The following is an 18,117-nucleotide window of genomic DNA, read 5'->3' as shown; positions in this document are numbered from 1 at the left end:
CAATCGAAGCTCCCGCGTTGAACTACTCGTTCAGCGCGGGAGCTTTTGCGTTAGGTCGCGTGGGCGAAATCCAGTGGCAATAGACGTCGCCGTTCCCGCCTAGCCAATCCACTCTGACAGGTTCGGCCACAGTCCGAGAATGACTTTGAGTGTGTCCCGCACGCCACCGCGGGAGGCGGGCGCGTTGACCACGAGGGTTCCGCCGGGCTCACGCGTGGTCAACCCGATGACGCCGCGTGACAGCCCGGCGCGGGGTGTGTTCTTGAGCCCTTCGATCAAGACCTGGGTTTCCAGTCCGTTCAGGCGCGTCGAAATGAGCTCCAACGTCTCTTCCGGCGTGAGATTGTGCGGCCCGAATCCCGTTCCCCCGCACGTCAGCACCAGCGACACTCCCTGTGAGATTCCACCGCGCATCTGCTCACGGACCCGATCCGCACCTTCTGGCACTATCACGGGATCAGAGAACGCAAACCCAGCGTCCGAAAGCATGTCGGTGGCTAACTGCCCGGGCGTGTTTTCTCGCTCGCCGGAGTAGATCCGGTTTGACACCACAATGATCTTCGCGGTTTTTTCTCGCACCATCGGGCATTCCCACTTTCGCTTGGGCCCAGCTGGGCGGGCAGATCGGGACTAGCGTCAGAAAACAGCGTACATTTGCGTGTTTAAATTCTCACGTATTTTGCCGTTAATAATGCTGAAAGTCCTGCCTATAGCGAATAAGCTCGTTCTCATCGTCGGCACAGTGTCGCTCCCTGTCTATCCGTACACGCCACTGCCGACCTGGACATGTCCGCTGGCATCAGGATTGCCTACACCCACCTCATCGCCCCCAATTCTCAGCCAGTCGCCCGATCACCTGCGCTAAGGAGCTCCACCATGACCACAGCTTCCCCCTCGAACCCGCTGTTCAGCCTGGGCGGGTTCGTCCGTCACGGCAAGGTGACGCCGTCGGGCCAGCAAATCTTCCTGGAAGGCGGGCGCCAGGCAGACGTGTTCTACCGCAACCGCTGGTCCTTCGACAAGGTGGTCCGCTCAACGCACGGCGTCAACTGCACCGGATCGTGTTCGTGGAAGGTCTACGTCAAAGACGGTGTGATCACATGGGAGTCGCAGGCTGTCGACTACCCCACCGCCGGCCCCGACACTCCCGAGTACGAACCGCGCGGCTGTCCGCGCGGCGCGTCGTTCTCCTGGTACACCTACTCACCCACGCGCGTGCGCTACCCGTACATCCGCAGCGCGCTGCTGGACATGTACCGCCACGAAAAGCAGGTACACGACGGCGACCCGGTCCTGGCGTGGAGGGCCATCCAGCAGGATCCTCTGAAGCGACGTGCGTATGTGGGCGCGCGCGGTAAAGGCGGGCTCGTCCGCGTCGACTACGAAGAAGCGATCGAGATCGCCGCCGCCGCCCACGTGTACACGATCCGCCAGTGGGGCCCGGACCGCATCGCCGGCTTTACCGTGATCCCCGCGATGAGCCAGGTGTCGTACTCGGCGGGCACGCGGTTCCTCGGCTTAATCGGCGGCGCCATCTTGTCGTTCTACGACTGGTACGCCGACCTGCCGCCCGCCTCCCCGCAGACGTTTGGCGATCAAACGGATGTGCCCGAATCTGGCGACTGGTTCAACTCCAGCTACCTCATCATGTGGGGCTCGAACATCCCGGTCACGCGCACACCCGACTCCCACTTCATGGTGGAGGTCCGTTACAAGGGCACCAAGGTCGTCTCAGTCTCCCCCGATTTCAACGACGCGGCGAAGTTCGCCGACGAGTGGGTGCGCATGGAGCCGGGCACCGACGGCGCGCTCGCCTTCGCCATGGGCCACGTCATCTTGAGCAAGTTCCACGTCGCCGAGGCTCCGGAGTACTTCATGGAGTACATGCGCCGGTACACGGACTCGCCCTTCCTCGTCGAGCTCGACCAGCTTGCCGACGGCTCCTTCGCCCCCGGGAAGTTTCTCACCGCCGACAAGCTTGACGACGACCCCCTTGCCGCCACCGACAACTCCGAGTACCGCCTGCTCAACATGGAGGCCAGCGGCCGCATCGTCGACCCGGGCGGAACCCTGGCCGACCACTACAAGACCCAGCCCGGAAAATGGAACCTCAACCACGAGGGCGTCGCGCCGATCATGTCGATCGCGGAGACTGACGAGTTCTCCACTGCCGAGGTCTCTTTCCCGCGCTTCGACAAGGACGCCTCCCAGGACGCACTGGGCTCTACCGGCCCGATCGGCGCGGGTGTGTACCGCCGCGGAGTCCCCGTGCGCGAGGTCAACGGGCGTACCGTCACCACTGTCTACGACATCCTGCTCGCCCACTACGGTGTCAACCGTCCCGAGCTGAATCTTCCCGGTAAGTGGCCGGTGGACTTCAACGACGCCTCCGAGGTCGGCACCCCGGCATGGGCCGAGGAACTGTCCAACGTTCCGGTCGCCCAGATCGAGCGCATCGCCACCGAGTTCGCCCACAACGCACTCGTGTCCGAGGGACGCTCGCAGATCATCATGGGCGCAGGAGTGAACCACTATATCAACGCGGACTCCCACTACCGCACGTTCCTCGCCCTGACCTCCATGTGCGGCACGCAGGGCGTCAACGGCGGCGGGTGGGCCCACTACGTCGGGCAGGAGAAGCTGCGCCCGCAAAGCGGGTGGAGCCAGTACGCGTTCGCGGCAGACTGGAACCGCCCGCCGCGTCAGATGATCACCACCGGTTTCTACTACCTGACCACGTCACAGTGGCGCTACGACAACTCGAAGGCTGAGCGCCTCTCCTCCCCGCTCGCCCGCAACGGCGCAGCCGAAGGCAAGTTCCTGTCGGAGACGCTCGTCGAGGCGATGAAGCGCGGATGGATGCCGTCCTACCCGCAGTTCAACCGCAACCCGCTGCTCCTCGCCGAGGAGGCCAATAAGGCGGGGATGGACGTCAAGGAGTACGTCGTCAAGCAGCTCGAAAGCGGCGAGCTCGAGTTCGCGGCGCAGGACCCGGATGCCGAGGAGAACTGGCCGCGCATCCTGCTCAACTGGCGCACCAACCTCATGGGCTCGTCCGCGAAGGGGACCGAGTACTTCCTGCGGCACATGTTGGGCGTCGATTCCGACGTTTCCGCAACCGAGCTCCCGCCCGAGGACCGACCGGAGTCGATCCGGTGGCGCGACGATGCGCCCATCGGAAAGCTCGATTTGATGATGACCACGGATTTCCGCAACACCTCGACCACCCTGGTGTCGGATATCGTGTTCCCCGCGGCGACCTGGTACGAGAAGAACGACATCTCCACGACGGACATGCACCCGTACATCCACACTTTCAACGCTGCGATCAACCCACCGTGGGAGGCGCGCAGCGACTGGGAGATCTTCCGCGATATGACAGATGCGGTCTCACGTCTGTCCGCCAGGTGGCTCGGCACCCAGACCGACGTCGTCGCGGCACCGCTGAACCACGATTCTCCGGACGAGATCAACCCGATGATGGCCAACGGCGTCGTCCCTGACGTAGCCGAAGTCGGCCTCATCCCGGGACAGACAATGCCGAAGCTCATCCCCGTCGAGCGCGACTACACCCGGATCTTCGAGAAGTGGATGGCATTCGGCCCTCTGTCCGCCAAGGCCGGCACCAACGTCCACGGCACGCCTTTCGACGTCTCCCAGCAGGTCGAGGAGCTGTACTCCATGCTCGGCACGTCCGAGACCGCGGACGGGCCGCTTCCGTCGCTGAACTCGGCGGTGAAGGCGGCGAAGGCAATCATGCACCTGTCCGGTGTCTCCAACGGCGCGGTCGCCCGGAACGGCTTCGAGAACCTGGGCACGCTCATGGGAACCGACACCCGCGAGTTCTGGGAGGGCACGGAGGACGTCCGGATCAACTGGGACCAGGTCAAGGAGCGTCCGCAGGAAGTCATCACCTCCCCGGAGTGGTCCGGAGACAAGCGCGACGGTCGGCGCTACACCGCGTTCTCCCTCAACCTGCGCATGGGCAAGCCGTGGAACACCCTGTCGGGCCGCATGCACTACTTCATCGACCACGACTGGTTCATCGACTACGGCGAGCAGCTCCCCGTGTTCAAGCCGCCGCTAGACCGCATGCGACTCAACGGTGAGACCGCCCCCGGCCAGTTGCTGACGGGCGAGGACGGCAACCCGGAGATCACCGTGCGCTACCTGACGCCGCACAACAAGTGGTCGATCCACTCGCAGTACTTCGACAACCTCCACCTGCTGTCCGTCTCCCGCGGCGGACAAGTGGTCTGGATGTCCGACCGTGACGCGGCCAAGATCGGCGTGGCGGACAACGACTGGGTCGAGCTGTACAACCGCAACGGCGTGGTCTCGGCGCGCGCGATCGTCACCCACCGCATCCCGGAGGGCACGGTGATCATGAACCACGCACAGGAACGCACGGTGGGCACACCTCTCAACGAGAAGTCGGGGCGCCGCGGCGGAACTCACAACTCTCTGACTCGAATCACAATCAAGCCGCTCCACGTGGCAGGTGGATACGGCCACTTGTCGTACTACTTCAACTACATCGGCCCGACGGGCAACAACCGCGACGAGGTTACCCGCATCCGCCGCCGCTCCCAGGAGGTGCAGTACTAATGAAGGTCATGGCCCAAATTGCCATGGTGATGAACCTGGACAAGTGCATCGGCTGCCACACGTGTTCCGTCACGTGCAAGCAGGCGTGGACGAACCGGGAAGGCACCGAATACGTCTGGTTTAACAACGTCGAGACCCGCCCGGGTGTCGGCTACCCGAAGAGGTGGGAAGACCAAGACAAGTGGAAGGGCGGCTGGACGCTGACCGGAAACGGCAAGCTCAAGCCGCGCCAGGGAGGCCGGATCAGCCGCCTCGCCACACTGTTCCACAACCCGAACATGCCCTCCATCGAGGATTACTACGAGCCGTGGACCTACGAGTATGAGCGACTCCTCGCCGCCCCGGCAGGACAGAAGACCCAGCCGACGGCGCGACCGCAGTCCCAATTGACCGGCAAGCTGATGGACACCATTTCGTGGTCGTCGAACTGGGACGACAACCTCGGCGGTTCCACGGAAACCCTGGACGCAGACCGTGTTCTCGAGCAGATGAACCTCGAGGTGAAGAAGGAGATCGAGGACTCCTTCATGTTCTATCTCCCCCGTATCTGCGAGCATTGCCTCAACCCGACGTGCGTCTCTTCGTGTCCGTCAGGTGCTATGTACAAGCGCACCGAGGACGGCATCGTGCTCGTGGACCAGGACACCTGCCGTGGCTGGCGCATGTGTGTGTCCGGTTGCCCGTACAAGAAGGTGTACTTCAACCACAAGACCGGAAAGGCCGAGAAGTGCACCCTGTGCTACCCGCGCATCGAGGTCGGCCAGCCGACGGTGTGCTCTGAAACGTGCGTCGGCCGGCTGCGTTACCTGGGAGTCTTGCTTTACGACGCCGACCGCGTCGCCGAAGCCGCGTCCACGCCGAATGTTGAAGATCTGTTTGAGGCACAGAAGAGCCTCCTGCTCGACCCCCACGATCCAGAGGTTGCGCGCGCCGCGCAGGAAGAAGGCATCCCGCACACGTGGATCGAGGCGGCGCAGCAGTCGCCCATTTACGACCTCATCTTCCGTTTCGGGGTGGCGCTGCCGCTGCACCCGGAGTTCCGCACGCTGCCCATGGTCTGGTACATCCCGTCGCTGTCGCCCATCGTCGACCAAGTAACGCGAACCGGCAATGACGGTGAAGACCACAAGATCCTCCTCAGTGCTATCGCCAACATGCGCATCCCGCTCGAGTACCAGGCGGGACTTTTCACCGCCGGAGACACTCGCCCTGTGGAGCTGTCGCTGCGGCGCCTCGCCGCGATGCGCTCCTACATGCGCGACATCAATCTCGGCCGGGACACAAACGAAGACATCGCCGGTGCAGTCGGGATGACTGGCTCCGAGATCGAGGCTATGTACAGGCTCCTGGCGATTGCCAAGTACGACGACCGCTACGTCATTCCCTCGGCTTCGCCGGAATCCCCACGCGGAATGCAGAATCTCGACCCCTTCGGCGGAGTCGACCCCGCGAAACCGAACCTCATGACCAACCTCGGGATGGGTGCGCCGGCGGCTTGCCACACCGAGGCAGCCAACCCCACAGGCGGCAAGGTGTCGCTACTGACCTGGTCAGGTGGACGCCCGGACGCGATGTTCCCGACCACCACGGAAGGTGCTCCGGAAGCGTCGGTGCCCACCCCGGACCCGGAAAACCCGTCCGATGGCACACTGGCGCGCCGGGAGGGTGAGCAGTGAGGCGCACCCACGCCGGCCCGACACCGGATGAGTTCGTCGCACCCGTCGAGATTGATGTGCAGCAGCGCCGGGTCACCGCCATGGCGGTCTCGCTGCTGCTCCGCTACCCGGACGAGGACTTTCCCTCCCGCGTTGACGCGGTGGCCGAGCAACTCCCAATGCTGCCTCCCACCGTTGCGCACGAGGTGGGCGACTTCATCGCCTACGCGCGCGGGGAGGATCTGCGAGCGTTGCAGGAGGAGTATGTGGACACCTTCGACCAGCGGCGGCGATGCTCGCTGTTTCTCAGCTACTACTCCGTAGGGGATACCCGCCAGCGCGGCGCGGCGATTCTCGCCTTCCGCCAGCAGCTCGCGGGTCTGGGCGTGGAGGAGATCTCGGACGAACTACCCGATCACCTCTGCGTCGTCCTCGAAGCGCTGGCCCTGTGCGGCGAGGAGTCGCTTCCCACCGCGGTCGACATGGTGGCCAGCCACCGAGAGGGCATCGAGGTGCTGCGCCGGGCGCTCACCGACCTCGGTTCCGCGTATTCCTCGCTGATCACGGCTCTGTGCATGTCCCTGCCCCACATCGACGAGTCGACGGCGGCGCGCTACATCAATTTGATCCGCCAGGGTCCTCCGTCAGAGCTTGTCGGCCTCGACACGACTCCCCTCCCGTTTCCCACCGCCCAACCCGACCTCGTCTAAGGACTCGACATGAACGGTTTCCAAGAATTCCTCTGGGTCGCCTTCCCCTGGTTGGCCATTGCCGCCTTTGCCATTGGAATCCTCTGGCGGTGGCGCTACGACCAGATGGGGTGGACCACCCACTCCTCCCAGATCTACGAATCCACGCTGCTGCGCCTTTCGTCGCCGCTGTTTCACTGGGGCATGGTGTTCGTCGTCATCGGCCACCTGATGGGTCTTGCCATTCCCAAGCAGTGGACCCGCGCGGTAGGCGTCAGCGATACCGCCTACCACTGGATCGCGACGATCCCCGGCACAATAGCGGGCATCGCCGTGGTCCTCGGCTTGGCTGGCCTCGTCTACCGGCGAGTGGTCAACCGCTCCGTGTTCCTCTCCACATCGCGCTCGGACAAAGTCATGTACATCCTTCTTGCTGCCGCGATCCTCAGCGGATTTGTTGCCACGGTGTCCTTGCAATTGCTCGGCGGGCCGCACGGTTACGACTACCGCGAAACCATCTCGCCGTGGCTGCGCCAGTTGCTGGTCTTCAACCCGCACCCCGAGCTCATGGCGAACGCGCCGTGGCAATTCAAGGTCCATGTGGTTGCCGGCTTTACCCTGATCGCTCTGTGGCCGTTCACGCGTTTGGTCCACGCTTTCTCCGCTCCGGTCGGCTACGTCACTCGACCCTACGTCGTGTACCGCTCGCGTGGCGGCGACTCCCGTTCGCGCCGATCCGAGGCGCAGTGGGAGCCGCTGCGCAGCCCACTGGGCAAGCACTAGCTTTACGCCTGGCCCTTGTATTGTGGAGCACCTAATGAGAAACGCCGTCGTCATTGTTGCCTCCACCCGCGCCGCAGCCGGGGAGTACGAGGACCGCTCCGGCCCGGTAGCCGTGGAGTTCCTTCGCTCCCAGGGCTTTGACACCCCCGACGCGACCGTTGTCGCGGATGCCGAGCTTGCCCCAGCGGTGCACGCTGCCCTCGCGGATTCACCCACGGTCCTTCTCACCTCGGGCGGGACCGGAATCACACCAGACGATTACACCGTGGAGGTCGTCGAACCTTTGCTGGACAAACAGCTGCCCGGCATCGTCCACGCTTTTTGGGAGAACGGGCGAGCCGTGACCCCAACCGCGATTCTCTCGCGCGCGGTGGCGGGTATTTCTGGCACGACTTTCGTCATGACTCTGCCGGGTTCGCGTGGCGGCGTTGCGGACGGCTGCGCTGTGTTGGAACCGGTCCTTGGCCACATCGTCGCGCTCATGGAGGGCAACCGTGACCACGCCTAAAGATCCCGCTTACGTCGCTGCCCAAACCTCGGTGGTCATCGGCACTGCCATCACCGATCAACCCCTCGATAAGCTCGTGGCCGATGCCGTAGCTACTACGACGACCCGCGCAATGGGAGCACTCGTCCGTTTCGACGGCATCGTCCGCGACCACGACGGCGGCGCCGAAGTCGCTGACCTAACCTACGAGGCGCACCCCACCGCCGCGGCGGAGCTTGAGCGCGTAGTCGGCGAGATCGTCGCCACCACCCCGGTACGAGCCTTCGCCGCCCACCGCACAGGCCCCGTTCCGATTGGGGAGCTCGCCTTTGTCGTGCTGGTTGCTTCGGCGCATCGTCGAGAAGCGTTTGCGGCATGCGCTGAGATCGCCGACCGCGTCAAGGCTGAGGTCCCGATCTGGAAAGAGCAGGGCATGGCCGACGGCACAACGCAGTGGGTGGGCATTGAGTAGTTCGCAGGAACGCTACCGGCGCCAGGTCACGCTCGTCGGTGCACAGGCGCAGGCACGCATCCGCGCCGCGCATGTCGCGATCGTGGGCGCTGGCGGGCTCGGCTCCCCCGCCGCGCTTTATCTCGCGGCAGCTGGGATCAGGCGCATCACGCTTATCGACGACGACCTCGTCTCCCTATCCAACCTCCACCGCCAAATCCTGCACTCGACGGGCACCGTCGGCAGCGCCAAGGCAGAGTCGGCGCGCGCACGCCTTGCCGACATCAACCCCGACGTACACCTCGACACGGTCACCGACCGTCTCACCTGGGACAATGCGCTTAGTATCCTCGATGGGGCCGACGTTGTCCTCGACGGCACCGACAACTTCTATACCCGCCATGTCGCCTCCCACGCGGCGGCGAGGCTAGGTATTCCCCACATCTGGGCGTCCATCTTGGGGTTTGAGGCGCAAATGTCGGTGTTCTGGGCTGGGCGCGGACCTGTCTACGAGGACGTCTTCCCTGCCCCGCCGCCGCCGGGCAGCGTTCCCTCGTGTGCCGAAGCCGGAGTCCTCGGCCCGGTGGTGGGCGTGGTCGGATCCGCCATGGCGATGGAGACTCTCAAGATCGTCACCGGGATCGGCTCGCCGCTGATCGGCGAAATCGCCTACTACGACAGCTTGGCCGCGGCGTGGGAGCGCATCCCCGTTACTGCCGACCCGGCGGTCACGCAGCGGGTGCGCAGCAGCGATCCACCGCGTGGCCCCGCCGAGGTCGCCTCCATCACCGCGGGCGCGACCGTCATCGACGTGCGCGAGCCTGAGGAGTTCGCCGCCTTCCACCTGCCGGGTGCGGTCAACTACCCGCTCGGAGACATCCTTGCGGGTGTGACCCCCGATGAGGCCGAAAATGGCGCCGTTGTCGTGTGCGCGCGCGGGATGCGCTCAGCACAGGCCGTCGAGGCGCTCACCGCCCGCGGTGTCCACGGGCTAGCGAGCCTGCGCGGCGGCCTCGAGCAGTACTTTTCTGCTACGGGCGGCTGAGCTGCGCCGAGACGGGGCCGGCGATCTCCAGGTCGATGACGCGCAGGCCCGCCTCGCGGGCGCTGTCGAGGATCTCGGCCGGAACCTGCTCGGTGCTCAGCACCAAAGCGGTCGGGCCCGCACCGGAGAGGAACGCGGCGAAACCGCGGTTGCGCAGACGGTTAACCCATTCCGCGGTCACCGGCAACACGTCGGCACGGTACGGCTGGTGCAAGCGGTCGCGGGTGCCCTCCCACAAAAGCTCCGGGTGGTGCTGGATGGCCATGGTCATCACCGCGGTGCGCGAGACGTTGAAACGCGCGTCCTGGTGCGTGACGTGGCTGGGCAGCACCTTGCGCACGGCGTTGGTTGACGCGTGGAAGTTCGGAACCAGCGCTGTCGCGCGGATATCCGGGTGCACGGGCACACTGATTGCGCGGTACTCCGGGTGGGACACCCCGTCGACGGGGATATCGGTCCACGACACGACGGCCCCGCCGAGGACGGAGGCCGCGGCGTTGTCGGGGTGGCCCTCGAAGGCGGAGGCGAGTTGGATTACGGCGGCGTCGTCAAGCGGGCTACCCGCGAGCGTGTTCGCCGCGACGACTCCGGCGACCGCGGCGGCGGCCGAGGAGCCGAGCCCGCGGGACTGCGGGATGGCGTTGGTGCAGCTCACCTTCAAACCGGGCGCGTGGACGTCGGAGGCGCTCAGGCCAGACTGGATCGCCTTGACCACCAGGTGCGAGGAGTCGCGCGGCAGGTCGTCGGCGCCCTCGCCGAAGATCTCGATCTCGAGGCCGGACTCGGTGACCTCCACCTCGACGGTGTCGTAGATCCCGAGCGCGAGGCCGAGGGTGTCGAAGCCGGGCCCGAGGTTCGCCGAGGAACCGGGCACGTTAACGGTTGCTTTCAGCCCTACGGGCAGCTCTGTTGCCATCTCCGAAGTCCTTTACGCGTCGAGGCGGATCACGGAGTTAACCGCGAGGACGTCCTCGTGGCTCGCCAGAGTGTCAACGATCGCCTGCAGCTGCTTCTCCAGAGCCGCGTGGGTGACCACGATCAGGTGGGCCTCGTTGCCGGACTCCTCCTGGCGCACGGCCGACAGGGACACACCCGCATCGGCGAAGGTGCGCGAGAGGTCGGAGAGCACACCCACGCGGTCGCTAACCGTCATGTTGATGTGGTAGCGGGTGGTCACCTCGCCGAAGTCGACGACCGGGTAGTCGGCGTAGGGGTTCTCGGCCGGGGCGCGTCCGCCGTGGACCTTGTTGCGCGCCGCGCCCACGAGGTCGCCCAGCACTGCAGAGGCCGTCGGCGCGCCGCCGGCGCCGTTGCCGTAGAACATGAGTCGGCCCGCGGCTTCCGCCTCCACGAAGATGGCGTTGTAGGACTTATCGACGCTCGCCAGCGGGTGCTCATTCGACACGAGCGTCGGGTGCACGCGGGCGTTGACCCCGGTGGTGTTGCCGGCGTCGTCGACAAGCCTCTCGCAGATGGCGAGCAACTTGATGGTCTCGTTCGACGCCTTGGCCGCCTCGATGTCGTCCGCGGTGATCTTGGTGATGCCCTCGCAGTGGACGTCGTCGAAGTTGACGCGGGTGTGGAAGCCCATGGACGCAAGGATGGCGGCCTTGGAAGCGGCGTCGTGGCCCTCGACATCGGCGGTCGGGTCAGCCTCCGCGTACCCGAGGCGGGTCGCCTCGGCCAAAGCCTCGTCGTAGCTCATGCCGGAGGTGGTCATGGCGTCCAGGATGTAGTTGGTGGTGCCGTTGACAATGCCGGAGATGCGCATCACCTGGTCACCCGCGAGCGAGCGGCGCAGCATACCGACGACCGGGATCGCGGCCGCGACGGCCGCTTCGTAGTAAAGGTCCACGCCCGCAGAGTTGGCCGCGGCAGACAGCTCGTCGGCGTGCGCGGCCACGAGTGCCTTGTTGGCGGTGACGACCGACTTGCCGTTCTTCAGCGCCTCGAGAACGACCTCGCGCGGGAAGTCGATGCCGCCGATGAGCTCGACGACGATGTCGACGTCGTCGCGGGAGATGAGCGAGCGGGCGTCGTCCGTCAGCTCCAGGCCCTCGAGCTCCGGGCTGCCGGCGTGGCGCTCGAGGTTGGACACGGCCACGCCGCGGACCTCAATGCGCCCGCCGATGCGCTGCTCGAGGTTCTCCCCGAACTCGCCGATCAGGCGCAGCACCTCGGAGCCCACGGTTCCCTTACCCAGAATGGCAACGCCGACGGCCTCGCCGATTCCCTTGCCGGGGAAATTGCCGTTGCGGTCCTCAACGTGTGCTGCAGTCATGTTCCTCGGGTGCTCCTCAATAAGTCGTGCTGTGTACGTGGTACTCGGCTGAGTGTACGGATTGGTCTGTTTTTCCGCGACCTTTGATTTCGCCGCGGTGCTCGTTCTAGGCGGCCTAGACTTCCCGAGCGAGAATGTCGTCGACTGTTTCACGCCGCACCATCGGGGTGACGTGGCCGGCGCGCACGGAGACGACAGCCGGACGGCCAAACGAGTTGTAGTTCGACGCCATCGAGTAGCAATAGGCGCCCGTTGCCGCCAGGGCGACGAGGTCGCCGCGGGCAACGTCTGCCGGCCACATGGCGTTGTTGATCAGGATGTCGCCGGATTCGCAGTGCGAACCCACCAGGCGTGTCTCGGTCTCGGGGCCTTCGACGAAGCGGTTGACCACGCGCGCGTCGTACTCCGACTGGTAGAGCGCCGGACGGATGTTGTCGCTCATGCCGCCGTCGACAGCAATGTAGCGGCGCGAGGTGGTGAACGAGGTGTGGACGTCCTTGATCGTGCCCACGGAATAGACCGTCACGGTGGACGGCCCGGCGATCGCACGGCCCGGCTCGACGACGACGGTCGGCGCGGTGATCTCCAGCTCCGCCGCGGCCTCGCGGACGGCGCTGAGCAGGTCGCCGGCGACGGCGGTGACGTCGAGCGGCTCTTCCTCCGGCATGTAGGCGATGCCGTAGCCGCCGCCGAGATCGAGGTATTCGAGAGCGACGCCGCGCTCCTCCCAGATCTGGCGGTACAAGGCGAGCACGCGCTCGGCGGCGAGCTTGAACCCCTCCGCGTCAAAGACCTGGGAGCCGACGTGGCAGTGCAGGCCGGTCAGCGCAAGGTGGTCAGCCTCGATTGCCTCAACCGCCGCCCGGAACGCGGATCCCGACGCCAGGGACAGGCCGAACTTCTGGTCCTCATGGCTGGTGGCGATGAACTCGTGGGTGTGCGCGTCCACGCCAGGCTTGACGCGGATGAACACCTCCTGGATCCGGCCGCACTCAGTCGCGACCGCGTTGAGCTCCGCGAGCTCCTGGTGCGAGTCGATCACCACGTGCCCCACGTGCGAGGTCACGCACAAGCGCAGGAAGGAATCCGACTTGTTGTTGCCGTGGACGGTGATGCGCTCCGGCGGGAACCCTGCGGCAAGCGCGATACGCAGCTCGTTTTCACTGGCGACGTCGAGCGCGAGACCTTCCTCATCGACCCACGTCGCGATGCGACGGGTGAGGAACGCCTTAGAGGCGTAGTGCACGTTGTGTGCGCCGTCGAACGCGCGGGCCATGTCGCGGCAGCGAGAGCGGAAGTCGTCTTCATCCACAACCATGACGGGGGTGCCGTATTCCTCGGCGATCTCCGTCAGCGGGACCCCGGCGATGGTGACCACGCCGTCTTCCTGGCGGGCGGCGCCGCGCGGCCAGACGTGCTGCGGCAGGTCGTTGAAAGTGGTGTGTTCCGCCACGTGCTACATCCTCTCCGGCGCGCTCACACCGACCAGGTGTAGTGCGTTGGCCAGCACCTGACGCGTTGCCATTGCCAGCGCCAGGCGGGCGGCGTGGATCGGCTCCGGCTGCTCCCCTGCCTTCGGCAGGATCTGGCACGAATCGTAGAAGCGGTGGAAGGAGCTGGCCAGTTCCTCGGCGTAACGCGCGATGCGGTGCGGCTCGCGCAGCTGCGCGGCGGCGGTGACCACGGCCGGGAACTCTCCCAAGGTGCGGATCAGGTCGCCTTCCTTGTCGTGGCTGAGCAAGGCGACGTCAGGGTTGTCGTAAGTGACCCCGGCCTCGTTCGCCCGGCGCTCAATCGAGCACAGGCGGGCGTGGCCGTACTGGACGTAGTAGACGGGGTTGTCCGAGGACGCCTTCGTCCACAAGTCAAGGTCGATATCCAAAGTCTGGTCCACCGACGAGCGCACCAGTGCGTAGCGGGCGCCGTCAACACCGATCGCATCGACGAGGTCGTCGAGGGTAATGATGGTGCCGGCGCGCTTGGACATCTTCACCGGCTTGCCGTCGCGCACGAGGTTGACCATCTGGCCGATGAGCACCTCGACCGCTTCGGGGTTGTACCCAAGCGCCTGGGCGGCCGCGCGCAGGCGCGCGATGTAGCCGTGGTGGTCGGCGCCGAGCATGTAGATCGCCAGCGAGTGGTCGCGGTCGAACTTGTCGGCCACGTACGCGATGTCACCCGCGATGTAGGCGGCGTCGCCGTCTGACTTGATCACCACGCGGTCCTTGTCATCACCGAAGTCGGTCGAGCGCAGCCACCACGCGCCCTCGTTCTCGTAGAGGTTGCCGTTGTCCTTCAGCGTCGCGATCGCCTTATCCACAGCGCCGGACTCGAACAGGGAGTTCTCGTGGAAGTAGACATCAAAGTCCACACCGAAATCGTGCAGCGACTTCTTGATGTGGCTGAACATCATCTCCACGCCCTCAGCACGGAACGTCTCCTGGACGTCCTCGGCCGCGCCCTCGAGAGCATCGGGACGCTTCTCGACGACCCCGCGAGCGATCTCCGCAATGTAGTCTCCACCGTAGCCGTCTTCCGGAGTGGGCTCGCCCTTCGCCGCGGCCACCAGAGAGCGCGCGAAGCGATCAATCTGGCCGCCGTGGTCGTTGAAGTAGTACTCGCGGGTGACCTGCGCTCCAGCCGCCTCGAGCACGCGTCCGAGCGAGTCGCCCACAGCGGCCCAGCGGGTGCCACCCAGGTGGATGGGTCCGGTCGGGTTGGCGGAGACGAATTCGAGGTTGATCTTCTCGTCCGCGTACGCGCTGGAGGTGCCGTAGCCGGTGCCCGCCTCGAGCACGTCGGTGACAATCTTGCCCTGGGCGTCCGCCGCTAGGCGAAGGTTAATAAATCCGGGGCCAGCGACGTCTGCGCTGTCGATGGCGGGGTTGTCCGAGAGGGCTTCAACAAGCCACCCTGCGAGCTCGCGCGGGTTGGTGCCCGCCTTCTTGGCCACCTGGAGGGCGACGTTGGTTGCGTAATCGCCGTGCTCTGGATTGCGCGGGCGCTCAACCGTCACCGTCTCGGGAACGACGGAAGCGTCGAGGTCGTGGGACGAAAGCACGGCCGCGGTGGCCTGCTTGATGGCAGTAGCGAGATCTGCTGGCGTCATGGGACGCAAGTCTAATTCAGGCACCGGACATCGTCCTTATCAGGCTCCGGGCAACCATTTTTGCGGGGACGTACAGTAGGCGGGGTGAGAATCGTGCCACCACCTCGAAAGGATTGCCGCGTTGCATAAAATGCCGCTAGCAAAGAGTCTTACCAGCCTGATCGGAGCAGCCCTCGTCACCGCGGGAGCGGTCGCCGCCCCCGCCGCATCCGCCCAGCCGGCCCCGCACATCCGTTGGGAATCGTGCCCGCCCCACGTCGACGTTGCCGGGGCGCAGTGCGGCAGCTTCGACACCCCGATGCGCTACGACGACCCGAACGGGCCGAAGATTTCCATCGGCGTGCTGAAGATCCCGGCCGCGAACCCGTCTGCCCGCCGCGGCGCGCTCTTCGGCAACCCCGGTGGCCCGGGCGGCGACGCCTTCTCTTACTTCGGCAGCACCGGGCTGGGCTTCGACTGGCCCCAGGAAATCCGCAACGAGTGGGACTTGATCGCGGTCCAGCCGCGCGGACTGAAGTACTCCACGCAGCTGGAGTGCACCCTCCCCGAGGTTGACGACGCCTCCTCCATCGCCCAGCTCATGTCCGACTCCGTCTTCGTCGCGGGCGCCCAGTCCCGCGCGATGTGCGACGGCCCCGTCCCTGGCTTCGGCGCAACGTTGACCACCGAGAACAACGCTCGCGACTGGGACGCCGCCCGCCGCGCGCTGAGCTACGACTCGATCTCGATCATGGGCCTGTCCTACGGCACCTACCTCGGTGCCGCATACGCGAGCCTTTTCCCGCAGACGACCGGCAAGGTCGTGCTCGATTCCGCGATGGACCCCAACGCACAGTGGCAGCAGCTCATGCGCGACCAGCAGGGCGGTTACGAGCGCGTCCTCAACGAGTACTTCGCGTGGGTGGCGGCCAACAACGACACTTACGGCATGGGCGACACCCCGCTGAAGGCCTACCAGTTCTGGTCCAACCGGATCGTCGCCGAAACTGGAACCAACCCCACCGTCACCCCGCCCCCGGCTCGCGTGGGCGACCTCCCGCCCGGCCTCGAGTTCGCCGGCCAAGCGGGTGCCGACGCCATCACTGCCACCGGCCGCGCCCGCGTCGAGAGCGAGGGCATTGTCTCGCGCATGCTCCACCCCGGCGCGAACCAAGCCACCTCCGAGCTGCTGATTCTTACCCGCAGCGTTCTCCCCCAGTCCGCGAACTGGGACATGCTCGCCCGCGCGACGAACGGCACGGCACCCGCAAATCCCCTTCCGGACGGCTTGTCACCAGAGATTGAAGAGGAGCTCGTCTCTCAGATGATCGCGTTGTCCCAGCTGCAGGCCGTGCAGATGTGCAACGAAAACATCACCCCGCCGGACTACTCGCTCCTGCCCGCCTACGCATGGTCGAACTTCGTCACCGGCGATATCTTCACAGCACCCAACGCCATGATCGGATCCGGAGCCTTCTGCAACGGTGCGGGCCCCGTCGCCGCACCGGTACCGCTGAGCGGCGCGGGCCTTACCACCCGCCCGCTGCAGATCAATGGCGTCAACGACCCGCAAACCCCGTACCCGGGCCACGGCACCATCGCGAACGCGATGGGCTCCCAGCTGGTGACAGTCCACGGCCCCGGCCACGGTCACGTCGCCCTCGGCAACAAGGCTGTCGACCGCCTGGTGGTCGATTACCTGCGCACCGGCAACGCCGCCGCCAGCGACGCACCCGGGTTCTTCCAGGCGCAGTAGCCCCAAAGCACCCGAGCCCCAGCCATTTATCACCCCGCTTCGGCGGGGTGATAAGGTAGTAACTCGTTGCGCCGCCTGGTGGCGGACGACGATTGTCTTCGTAGCTCAGTGGATTAGAGCATCGGTTTCCGGTACCGAAGGTCGCAGGTTCGAATCCTGTCGGGGACACAAAAAATCTTCAGGCCGGTGTGGCTGCCGCGACTGTTTCCCTTCCGGTTAAGAACACAAGGCTAAGAATCCGCCATTTTCCGTGATTCGGGAGGTTTCTTACCCATGCGTTCTTAGCCTGAAGCAGACGGCCCTTTTAAACACCCCAGAAGGGAAAGTCAACCCTGTTGTTTGAGGGATCCGTCACTCTAGTATGACGCCATGAAACTCCATGACGCCTTCAACACTGCCGCAGCGGCCGCGCTCAAGGCCACTCCAAACAGACTGTTGTCGCTGTTCGGCACCACCCGTTCCACCGACGGATTGACCCTGAGCCCCGACGTCCGCGTCTCGAATGTGGCCGTGCAGCTGCTCAGCGAGGACTTCTCTGACCATTCCCCGCCCAAGGCCCGCGAGATCATCGAGGCCGATTCCCGCATGGGCGCCGGGCCAACGATCAAGGTCGGCGCGGTGTGGGACGACACGATTGCGGACACTACGGTGCGCATCTACCGCCCGGAGGGCTTCACCGAACGCACCGAGGCTCTCCCGACCGTGGTCTACCTGCACGGCGGCGGGTGGGTCGCCGGGTCGCTCAACACCCACGACAACACCGCCCGCTTCATCTGCCGCCACGCCCAGGTGCAGGTCATCCTCGTCGACTATCCCCTGGCCCCGGAGTTCCCCTTCCCGCACGCGGTTAATGCCGTCGCAACGCTTCTCGACGACGTGCTTGCGGGCAACGTCGTGGGCGTCGATAAGCGGCGCGTTGCTGTCGCCGGCGACTCCGCCGGCGGAAACCTCTCGGCAGTGGCGTGCCTCGAGCGCGCCGCACGAGGCGTCGAGCAGCCAGCGCTACAGGTGCTGTTTATCCCGGTGACGAACCTGGCGGAGTTCTCCACCGGTTCGTACAGGGAGTTCGCCACCGGCCACTACCTGACGCTCAAGCAGATGGAATGGTACCGCGGGCACTACACGCAAAGCGGCGATGACCTGCGTGACTGGCGCATCTCTCCCCTGTTCGCGCCCCGCGATCTGCTGGCCAAGGTCGCGCCCGCCTACGTCGCGGTGGCGGGGTTCGATCCGCTTCGCGACGAAGGCGTCGCCTACGCCGAAACCCTCGCAAG

The 18,117-nt window shown here is 65.5% G+C and carries 14 protein-coding genes, 1 tRNA gene and 1 pseudogene; 11 read left to right on the top strand and 5 right to left on the bottom strand.

All coding sequences use genetic code 11. The features are described 5' to 3' along the window. Positions 1 to 99 precede the first annotated feature (99 nt). Positions 100 to 582 (bottom strand): molybdopterin-binding protein, encoded by a 483-nt coding sequence (locus VVR41_RS07110; protein WP_368524171.1) that lies wholly within the window; start codon positions 580 to 582, stop codon positions 100 to 102. 294 nt (positions 583 to 876) lie between these two features. Between VVR41_RS07110 and VVR41_RS07105 the strand changes: the two genes are divergently transcribed. The 7 genes from VVR41_RS07105 to VVR41_RS07075 are packed head-to-tail and all read left to right on the top strand — an operon-like array spanning position 877 to position 9,718. Beyond that, a complete protein-coding gene (locus VVR41_RS07105) occupies positions 877 to 4,608 on the top strand; it encodes a nitrate reductase subunit alpha (protein ID WP_368524170.1) in 3,732 nt (1,243 codons plus the stop codon). Then, on the top strand, positions 4,608 to 6,284 hold the full coding sequence (narH, locus tag VVR41_RS07100) for a nitrate reductase subunit beta (RefSeq protein WP_368524169.1): 1,677 nt from the start codon (positions 4,608 to 4,610) through the stop codon (positions 6,282 to 6,284). The genes VVR41_RS07105 and narH overlap by 1 nt, the downstream gene beginning before the upstream one ends. Further along, the gene (narJ, locus tag VVR41_RS07095) at positions 6,281 to 6,973 is read left to right on the top strand and encodes a nitrate reductase molybdenum cofactor assembly chaperone (protein WP_368524168.1); all 693 of its coding nucleotides are present in this window, start codon (positions 6,281 to 6,283) and stop codon (positions 6,971 to 6,973) included. Before narH ends, narJ begins: the two co-directional genes overlap by 4 nt. A gap of 9 nt (positions 6,974 to 6,982) precedes the next feature. Beyond that, positions 6,983 to 7,735: a respiratory nitrate reductase subunit gamma gene (gene narI, locus VVR41_RS07090; protein ID WP_321103750.1), complete on the top strand. Its 753-nt coding sequence runs from the start codon at positions 6,983 to 6,985 to the stop codon at positions 7,733 to 7,735. Positions 7,736 to 7,769: 34 nt separating this feature from the next. Further along, entirely contained in the window at positions 7,770 to 8,243 is a 474-nt protein-coding gene (locus VVR41_RS07085) for a MogA/MoaB family molybdenum cofactor biosynthesis protein (RefSeq protein ID WP_321103749.1), read from the top strand. Continuing rightward, positions 8,230 to 8,694: a molybdenum cofactor biosynthesis protein MoaE gene (locus VVR41_RS07080; protein WP_321103748.1), complete on the top strand. Its 465-nt coding sequence runs from the start codon at positions 8,230 to 8,232 to the stop codon at positions 8,692 to 8,694. The genes VVR41_RS07085 and VVR41_RS07080 overlap by 14 nt, the downstream gene beginning before the upstream one ends. After that, the gene (locus VVR41_RS07075; RefSeq protein ID WP_368524167.1) at positions 8,687 to 9,718 is read left to right on the top strand and encodes a ThiF family adenylyltransferase; all 1,032 of its coding nucleotides are present in this window, start codon (positions 8,687 to 8,689) and stop codon (positions 9,716 to 9,718) included. Before VVR41_RS07080 ends, VVR41_RS07075 begins: the two co-directional genes overlap by 8 nt. Here the strand turns inward: VVR41_RS07075 and thrB are convergent. From thrB to argS, 4 genes are all read right to left on the bottom strand, one after another. After that, positions 9,705 to 10,634, bottom strand: coding sequence for a homoserine kinase (gene thrB / locus VVR41_RS07070; protein WP_368524166.1), 930 nt, complete (start codon positions 10,632 to 10,634; stop codon positions 9,705 to 9,707). The two genes, VVR41_RS07075 and thrB, sit on opposite strands and share 14 nt — an antisense overlap. Positions 10,635 to 10,646: 12 nt before the next feature. Further along, complete coding sequence (locus VVR41_RS07065; protein ID WP_368524165.1) at positions 10,647 to 11,999, bottom strand: homoserine dehydrogenase; 1,353 nt, start codon at positions 11,997 to 11,999, stop codon at positions 10,647 to 10,649. A 115-nt stretch (positions 12,000 to 12,114) separates the two neighbouring features. Further along, entirely contained in the window at positions 12,115 to 13,452 is a 1,338-nt protein-coding gene (gene lysA / locus VVR41_RS07060) for a diaminopimelate decarboxylase (protein WP_368524164.1), read from the bottom strand. 3 nt (positions 13,453 to 13,455) lie between these two features. Beyond that, positions 13,456 to 15,108, bottom strand: a complete 1,653-nt coding sequence (argS, locus tag VVR41_RS07055; protein WP_368524163.1) for an arginine--tRNA ligase — start codon at positions 15,106 to 15,108, stop codon at positions 13,456 to 13,458. Between the two features lie 130 nt (positions 15,109 to 15,238). Here argS and VVR41_RS10750 point away from each other — a divergent pair. The 4 genes and pseudogenes from VVR41_RS10750 to VVR41_RS07040 form a co-directional block, all read left to right on the top strand. Further along, positions 15,239 to 16,030, top strand: a pseudogene (locus tag VVR41_RS10750) (alpha/beta fold hydrolase); the annotation flags it as partial. A 6-nt stretch (positions 16,031 to 16,036) separates the two neighbouring features. Continuing rightward, positions 16,037 to 16,843, top strand: coding sequence for an alpha/beta hydrolase (locus VVR41_RS10745; protein ID WP_409338292.1), 807 nt, complete (start codon positions 16,037 to 16,039; stop codon positions 16,841 to 16,843). Positions 16,844 to 16,937: 94 nt separating this feature from the next. Beyond that, positions 16,938 to 17,011 (top strand) — tRNA-Arg (locus VVR41_RS07045). A gap of 201 nt (positions 17,012 to 17,212) precedes the next feature. After that, positions 17,213 to 18,117: alpha/beta hydrolase (locus tag VVR41_RS07040; RefSeq protein ID WP_368524161.1), on the top strand; the 905-nt coding region annotated here is incomplete at its 3' end.

The sequence above is a fragment of the Corynebacterium sp. LK2510 genome (assembly GCF_040946405.1).
Lineage (GTDB): Bacteria > Actinomycetota > Actinomycetes > Mycobacteriales > Mycobacteriaceae > Corynebacterium.
The sequence above is the reverse complement of the archived record's forward strand: the minus strand, read 5'-3'. Positions and strand labels throughout refer to the sequence as shown.